The organism is Vibrio cholerae ATCC 14035, assembly GCF_000621645.1.
GTDB classification, from domain to species: Bacteria; Pseudomonadota; Gammaproteobacteria; order Enterobacterales; family Vibrionaceae; genus Vibrio; species Vibrio cholerae.
The window spans coordinates 1-7030 of the sequence record NZ_JHXR01000045.1; the positions used below are offsets into that span (position 1 = coordinate 1).

Genomic DNA, 7030 nt, shown 5'->3' on the forward strand with positions numbered 1-7030 from the left:
CTGCACGACCTTCGTCAAGCAGCTTACGGAACATCTCTACACCTGTACAGGTCGTTTTTACTGTCTCTTTGATACCAACGATCGCTACTTCGTCACCCACTTTCAGGATGCCGCGCTCGATACGGCCAGTTACTACTGTACCACGACCTTGGATTGAGAATACGTCTTCGATTGGCATCAGGAATGCCATGTCTACTGCACGCTCTGGCTCTGGAATATAAGTATCCAGTGCTTCTGCTAGCTCAACAATCTTCGCTTCCCACTGTGCTTCGCCGTTTAGCGCGCCTAGTGCTGAACCTTGGATTACTGGCAGGTCATCACCTGGGAAATCGTACTCAGACAGCAGCTCACGAACTTCCATCTCTACCAGCTCTAGAAGCTCTTCATCGTCAACCATGTCACACTTGTTCATGAATACGATGATGTAAGGAATACCTACTTGGCGACCCAGCAGGATGTGCTCACGAGTTTGTGGCATTGGACCGTCAGTTGCCGCTACAACTAGGATACCGCCGTCCATCTGTGCTGCACCGGTGATCATGTTCTTAACATAATCCGCGTGTCCTGGACAGTCTACGTGTGCGTAGTGACGGTTTGGAGTATCGTACTCTACGTGAGAAGTATTGATTGTAATACCACGCTCACGCTCTTCTGGTGCGTTGTCGATTGACGCGAAGTCACGAGCTTTACCGCCGTATACTTTTGCAAGTACAGTACAGATAGCTGCAGTTAGAGTTGTTTTACCGTGGTCAACGTGGCCGATAGTACCAACGTTTACGTGCGGTTTCGTACGTTCAAATTTCTCTTTAGACATGAGTTGTCCCTCTAGGTACGGATTTAGGTGGCTTTTGAGATGACCACGCAACCAAAAAATATCGGTAGTAAAGTATATATCAAAAGGAAAACTTTGCTTAGAGGCTTAGAGCTGGTGCTGATAGGCAGAATCGAACTGCCGACCTCATCCTTACCAAGGATGCGCTCTACCATCTGAGCTATATCAGCACTCTAAAATGAGTGGAGCGGGCAGCGGGAATCGAACCCGCATCATCAGCTTGGAAGGCTGAGGTAATAGCCATTATACGATGCCCGCAACACGTAACTCTGAGAGCTATTTCCTTAAGAATATGGTGGAGGGGGACGGATTCGAACCATCGAAGGCGGAGCCGGCAGATTTACAGTCTGCTCCCTTTGGCCACTCGGGAACCCCTCCAAATTTTTGACCATTTTCACTGCTAGTGGAGAAAATGGTGCCGACTACCGGAATCGAACTGGTGACCTACTGATTACAAGTCAGTTGCTCTACCTACTGAGCTAAGTCGGCATAAGTGGTGCGCATTCTAGTGAATGATCTTGGGGGTTGCAACCCTTATCTTGAAAAAAAACTCAATTTTCAAAGGATTTTGCTTGTTCGTTGTTTTTTCAGTCAAATTAGAGCGCAATCGCTAATTCTCGCATCTTTCTATTTTGTTTTATCTTGTGCTTATTGTATTTTCGCTTTCCTTATTCTCAACCGCATGATTGAACCGATTATGAGCCCTTATTTAACCTTTGATCGCCAACACTGGGCCCAATTGCGCAATTCAGTACCTATGACGCTCTCTGAAAGCGATCTAAAAGAGTTACAGGGCATCAATGACCATTTATCGATGACCGAAGCGGTTGAAATCTATCTTCCCCTCGCTCGTCTACTGAATTTGTATGTGGCTGCGCGTCAAAGTCGTAATGGTGTGTTGCATCAGTTTTTGGGTAATACCGAATCAGCACCCCCTTTTGTGATTGGCATAGCGGGCAGCGTTGCCGTCGGTAAAAGTACAACGGCTCGCTTACTGAAAGCTCTCTTATCACGTTGGGAGAATCATCCGAAGGTCGAACTGATCACCACAGACGGCTTTTTATACCCCAATAAGGTACTGACTGAACGTGGCATTATGCATAAGAAGGGCTTTCCTGAATCTTATGATATTCGCCGTTTGGTGGAATTTGTTTCTGAGGTTAAAGCTGGCCAGCCCAATGTAACCGCCCCCGTTTATTCACATCTCACTTATGATATTACCGATGAAATGAAAGTGGTCGACCGCCCGGATGTGCTGATCATTGAAGGCTTAAATGTACTGCAAAGTGGTATGGACTACCCTCATGACCCACACCGCGTATTTATCTCTGATTTCCTGGATTTTTCGATTTATGTCGATGCCGATAGTCAACTGATAGAAAAGTGGTATATCGAGCGCTTTATGAAATTTCGCCAGGGTGCATTTAAAAAGCCCGGCTCCTATTTCAGCCACTACACTGCACTCACTGAAGCCCAAGCTGAACAGAAAGCGCGTTCCATTTGGGAAACCATCAACGGTAAAAATCTGGTTGAGAATATCTTGCCGACCAAAGGTCGTGCACATTTGATTTTACGCAAAGGGCTTAACCATACGGTAGAAGAAGTCCTGCTCCGTAAATAGTGCTCAAGAAAAAGAGGCTGACGCCTCTTTATTTGGCTTTAATTCTGCTCTAGTCGTTTTTACGTAGGGATATCTCACCGCCAATAAAACTTTTCAACCCCTCTTCGGTTTCTAATAATACGCCGCCGTGTTCATCAATCCCGCGCTCAATACCGCGCACCTCATTCGCCCCCATCAGCAGTTTAACTGGACGACCGATGAAGTTATCCCAACGATTCCAACGCTCAACAAAGTTTTGCATACCTGAAATTTCATACTGGCGTAAGGTGCGATCTAGCGCAGCAATCAGATTAATCGCTAAAGCATTACGATCAATCCGGCTTTGGCCAGTCACTTCTGCAAGACTTATCCAAGGCTGATCGATATTGCCCTCGTTATCGCGCATAGCAAGGTTGATCCCCATGCCGATCACTAAATGTGCTGCCGCACCAGCTTGACCAGACATTTCGACTAAAATGCCCGCCAACTTTTTATCTTGATAATAGAGATCGTTTGGCCATTTTAGTTTAACGCCATCCACTCCCATGGCTTCCAGCGCTTCAACAATGGCCACACCCACGACTAAACTCAGCCCCATCGCGGCTGCCATACCGGCATCTAAACGCCAATAGATCGAGAGATAAAGATTAGCGCCAAATGGAGAAACCCAATGCCGACCACGCCGACCACGACCACTGGCTTGATATTCTGCTAAACAGACCGTTCCCGATACCAGCGTCTCGACATGATCGAGCAGATATTGATTGGTCGAGCCAATAATCGGATGCAGCTCGACAGGATTATTCACTTGCGATTGGATTACCGATTGATCGAGCAACGTCATCGCTTGAGCAAGTTGATACCCTTTACCCTGTACACGAAACACATCCACACCCCAGTCGCGGATGCCCTGAATATGCTTACTGATGGCTGCTCGCGAGATCCCCAGCTGAGCACCCAACACTTCACCAGAGTGAAAATCGCCATCGGCTAATTGTTTGAGTATGGCTAGTTTAGCGCTGTGCTCTTTCATGCTTGTTCACTCATCCATTGCTTTAAATTGGTTTCTTCACTTTCGCCAATAAATCGCACTTCATGTTCAAGTTCAATGCCATAGCAGTTGAACACGCGCTGCTGAATATCAGCCGCCAGCATGAGTACATCTTGCGCACTCGCATCACCCGTATTAACGATCACCAGAGCTTGTTTAGGGTGAACTTTCGCTCCTCCGATTTGGTGACCTTTCAAACCCGCTTGATCAATCAACCATCCGGCCGCTACCTTGACCCCTTGTTCAGCTGGATATGCCACCACATCGGGATGCTCAATTTGCAGTCGAGCAAAGGCTTGCTGACTGATCACAGGGTTTTTAAAGAAACTGCCCGCATTCCCCATCACAGCAGGATCAGGCAGTTTTTCCATTCGCGTAGCGCAAACTCTCTGATACACATCATGAATAGCACAGTCCGAGGACAAATCTTTTAGTGGGCCGTATTGGATAATCGGCTGCCAAGCTTTAGCGAATTTTAACCCTACCGCAGTCACAACTGCTTTTTGATAAAGCTGATGTTTGAAAATGGAGTCACGGTACCCAAATTGGCACTCTTCCATCGTCAAACGCTTCACTGTGCCAGTCTCTAGGCATAAGTACTCGACGTAATCACAAACATCTTTAAACTCAACGCCATACGCGCCAATATTTTGGATTGGTGCAGAGCCAGCACAGCCAGGGATCAACGCAAGATTCTCTAAACCGCCGATCCCCTGCTCCACACACCAACTTACGAGTGAAGGCCAATCTTCACCACCTGCAACATGAAGCCGGTGGTAATCATCATCTTGTTGATGCTCTATACCATTGAGGCGGTTAACCACTACCATACCTGTATAGTGACAAGTAAAAAGCATATTACTGCCTTTGCCTATAATAAGCTTAGGTAGGCTAGCCCATTCAGCTGAGCAATAGAGCGCCTTAAGATCGTCAATCGATTCCGCCACGACCAATTGAGCAGCTAACTGTTCAATACCAAAGGTGTGGTAGGGTTTGAGGTTCGCACCGAGTTGAATTTGCATGGTCGTCTTTGGATAACTTAAACTGGCCATATTCTACCTCAGATGGCCGACAAGCACGAAAGACCAATGTTAGAGTTTCAGCAATTTGCCCCCATTAAGCTCCCGCTTATCAAACGTTTTTATAAAAACCACTATCCAGGGAGCAAACCCAAAAGTGATGAACAGGTGATTGTTGCTCTCAAGGATCGTGAGATCGTGGGCGTGGTACGTTTTCGTATGATTGGTCAATATCGCCTACTGACTGGCATGGCAGTGGAAGCCCAGAGCCGTCAACAAGGGATTGGTAAGCAACTGCTCGACTACTGCCAAAAGCAATGGCTCAATCCAGCAACCTTTTGTTTTGCTTATACCCATCTCGAACATTTCTATCAGCAAGGCCATTTTATTCAAATTGCACCTAATGCTTTACCCGCCGAGCTCCATCTACTCTTTGAGCGTTACTCGAGATCTGGTAAGGATCTCATTCCGATGCAATATCAAGCGAAGTAATGTCAAGAATGGTCGCCATTTCTAGCCTTTTCTTAACCAGTTTTGGTAATATCCACTGCTCGCAATTTTGCACACAACAAGGTAATGCATCCCAATGATTGCTCGAAGAAACCCAATCGAACAACTACCAGCGATTGCGCAAGATCCTGACAAATTTGGCGTACTGCTCTCGGCTGCAGAATTTCGAACTCATTTGGTTGAATCGATTCGTCAGGCACGCAAACGTATCTACCTCGTTGCACTTTATTTAGAAAATGACGATGCTGGCCGTGAAATTCTTACTGAACTCTATGCCGCCAAGCAGCGTAACCCAGGACTCGAAATACATATTTGTGTTGACTGGCACCGTGCTCAGCGTGGCTTGATCGGTGCAGCAGAATCCGAAGGCAATGCAGCCATGTATCGTGACTTTGCTCAGCAACATGAGCACTGTATTCCTGTTTATGGCATACCGGTTAGAGGGCGGGAAGTCTTTGGCGTTCTGCATCTAAAAGGCTTCATTATTGATGATCAAGTCATCTACAGCGGTGCGAGCCTCAATAATGTCTATCTCCAGTTTCATGGCCGCTATCGTTTTGATCGCTACCATACCTTAGAAAATGCTGAACTTGCCGACAGCATGGTGCATTTTATCCAACAAGAAATGCTGGCTCACCCGGCTGTCAATAACCTCGCTTGTGGTAGCAAACCCACCACAAAAGAGATTAAGTCTGATATCCGCCAATTCCGAGCTTCACTTGCTCAAGCCAATTACCAATTTGCTAAACAGAAAGTGAATGAAGGTCAAGTCGCTGTCACACCCTTGGTTGGACTCGGTCGACGCAGAAATCGGTTGAACCAAAGCATTATCCAATTGTTAGCCTCTGCTAAAGATGAAGTGTTTATCTGCACGCCATACTTTAATTTCCCGCCGAGTATCGCTAAAGAGGTGAAAAAAGCACTGCGACGTGGCGTGAAAGTCCATATTGTGATTGGCGATAAAACCGCGAATGACTTCTACATTGCACCAGAAGAGCCATTCAAGACTATCGGTGGCTTACCTTACTTGTATGAACTTAATCTGCGCCGCTTTGCGAAAGCCAATGAAGCTCATATTGCAAGCCGCAAGCTCTCAATCCACCTCTGGAAGCATGAAAATCACAGCTTTCATCTCAAGGGAATTTGGGTGGATAAACGTTATATGCTCATCACAGGTAATAACCTCAATCCACGCGCTTGGAAGCTCGACCTCGAAAATGCAATTTTAATTCGTGATGATTACCATCACCTTACTACCAAATTTGAAGCTGAAATTGACAATATTCTGCAGCATACTCAGTTAATCTGTACTTATAAGCAAATTGAAAAACCCGAGCACTACCCAGAAAAGGTACAACGCTTAGTACGCCGAATCATGCGTCTAAAAGCCGATCGTGTCCTCAAACAAATCTTATAATCAACGCTTACACTACCAGCCGATGCATTCGCATCGGCTTTTTTATTGCTCAATATAGCCATCCGAAACGACTATGCACTGACAGAAGCTTTATTGAAAAATTCCGATGGATAAACGCAAAAAGACAAAGACAAAAAGAGCAGTAAGAAGAGTTGGACAGTTTGGGATGATTGAACATCATAGAGGATGAGCACTGGGATAGGCGATAAGCAGTAATTACCTCTGGCTTTCAATGATTTCCAGAAAGCAAAAAACCCAGTCCTAAGACTGGGTTTCGTAATAAGTGGCGGAGCGGACGGGACTCGAACCCGCGACCCCCGGCGTGACAGGCCGGTATTCTAACCGACTGAACTACCGCTCCGCTGTCTGGTTAGACCAAATTAAAAGCCTGGCGATGTTCTACTCTCACATGGGGAAACCCCACACTACCATCGACGCTGTTTCGTTTCACTTCTGAGTTCGGGATGGAATCAGGTGGGTCCAAAACGCTATGGTCGCCAAGCAAATTCTGTTTTTGATTTCACTTTTTCTTAAAAAAAGTGATAACCAACAATTCTGGAAAGCTGTCTTCGTTCTCACACACATTCTTATGCGCTTAGCT

6 protein-coding genes, 5 tRNA genes and 1 rRNA gene are annotated in these 7030 nt (G+C 46.2%); 3 read left to right on the forward strand and 9 right to left on the reverse strand.

All coding sequences use genetic code 11. The features are described 5' to 3' along the window. The 5 genes from T411_RS0115105 to T411_RS0115125 form a co-directional block, all read right to left on the reverse strand. Window positions 1-814 (reverse strand): elongation factor Tu (locus T411_RS0115105; RefSeq protein ID WP_027694907.1); only part of this gene is annotated, 814 nt, incomplete at its 3' end. Window positions 815-926: 112 nt separating this feature from the next. Continuing rightward, window positions 927-1002 (reverse strand) — tRNA-Thr (locus T411_RS0115110). A gap of 13 nt (window positions 1003-1015) precedes the next feature. Further along, window positions 1016-1090 (reverse strand) — tRNA-Gly (locus tag T411_RS0115115). 35 nt (window positions 1091-1125) lie between these two features. Further along, window positions 1126-1210, reverse strand: a tRNA-Tyr gene (locus tag T411_RS0115120). A 35-nt stretch (window positions 1211-1245) separates the two neighbouring features. Next, window positions 1246-1321 (reverse strand) — tRNA-Thr (locus T411_RS0115125). Window positions 1322-1529: 208 nt separating this feature from the next. On the opposite strand from T411_RS0115125, the gene coaA reads away from it, so the two are divergent. After that, entirely contained in the window at window positions 1530-2453 is a 924-nt protein-coding gene (coaA, locus tag T411_RS0115130) for a type I pantothenate kinase (RefSeq protein WP_000075698.1), read from the forward strand. Between the two features lie 49 nt (window positions 2454-2502). Here coaA and birA read toward each other — a convergent pair whose 3' ends face one another. Both birA and murB read right to left on the reverse strand, forming a co-directional pair. Beyond that, complete coding sequence (gene birA, locus T411_RS0115135) at window positions 2503-3465, reverse strand: bifunctional biotin--[acetyl-CoA-carboxylase] ligase/biotin operon repressor BirA (protein WP_000658158.1); 963 nt, start codon at window positions 3463-3465, stop codon at window positions 2503-2505. Beyond that, window positions 3462-4535, reverse strand: a complete 1074-nt coding sequence (gene murB, locus T411_RS0115140; RefSeq protein WP_000157742.1) for a UDP-N-acetylmuramate dehydrogenase — start codon at window positions 4533-4535, stop codon at window positions 3462-3464. The genes birA and murB overlap by 4 nt, the downstream gene beginning before the upstream one ends. Before the next feature lie 36 nt (window positions 4536-4571). Between murB and T411_RS0115145 the strand changes: the two genes are divergently transcribed. Together T411_RS0115145 and pssA are read left to right on the forward strand one after the other, a co-directional pair. Next, entirely contained in the window at window positions 4572-4994 is a 423-nt protein-coding gene (locus tag T411_RS0115145; protein ID WP_000889216.1) for a GNAT family N-acetyltransferase, read from the forward strand. A gap of 94 nt (window positions 4995-5088) precedes the next feature. Continuing rightward, on the forward strand, window positions 5089-6429 hold the full coding sequence (gene pssA, locus T411_RS0115150) for a CDP-diacylglycerol--serine O-phosphatidyltransferase (RefSeq protein WP_000561723.1): 1341 nt from the start codon (window positions 5089-5091) through the stop codon (window positions 6427-6429). Between the two features lie 284 nt (window positions 6430-6713). Here the strand turns inward: pssA and T411_RS0115155 are convergent. Both T411_RS0115155 and rrf read right to left on the reverse strand, forming a co-directional pair. Beyond that, window positions 6714-6790 (reverse strand) — tRNA-Asp (locus T411_RS0115155). A gap of 25 nt (window positions 6791-6815) precedes the next feature. Continuing rightward, window positions 6816-6931: ribosomal RNA gene (gene rrf / locus T411_RS0115160) — 5S ribosomal RNA — on the reverse strand. Between the last annotated feature and the right edge of the window lie 99 nt (window positions 6932-7030).

Excerpts from the sequence above, each read along its gene's own strand:
- murB (WP_000157742.1), bottom strand. The coding sequence starts at position 4,535 with ATGGCCAGTTTAAGTTATCCAAAGACGACCATGCAAATTCAACTCGGT.
- coaA (WP_000075698.1), top strand. The coding sequence starts at position 1,530 with ATGAGCCCTTATTTAACCTTTGATCGCCAACACTGGGCCCAATTGCGC.
- pssA (WP_000561723.1), top strand. The coding sequence starts at position 5,089 with ATGATTGCTCGAAGAAACCCAATCGAACAACTACCAGCGATTGCGCAA.
- birA (WP_000658158.1), bottom strand. The coding sequence starts at position 3,465 with ATGAAAGAGCACAGCGCTAAACTAGCCATACTCAAACAATTAGCCGAT.
- T411_RS0115145 (WP_000889216.1), top strand. The coding sequence starts at position 4,572 with ATGTTAGAGTTTCAGCAATTTGCCCCCATTAAGCTCCCGCTTATCAAA.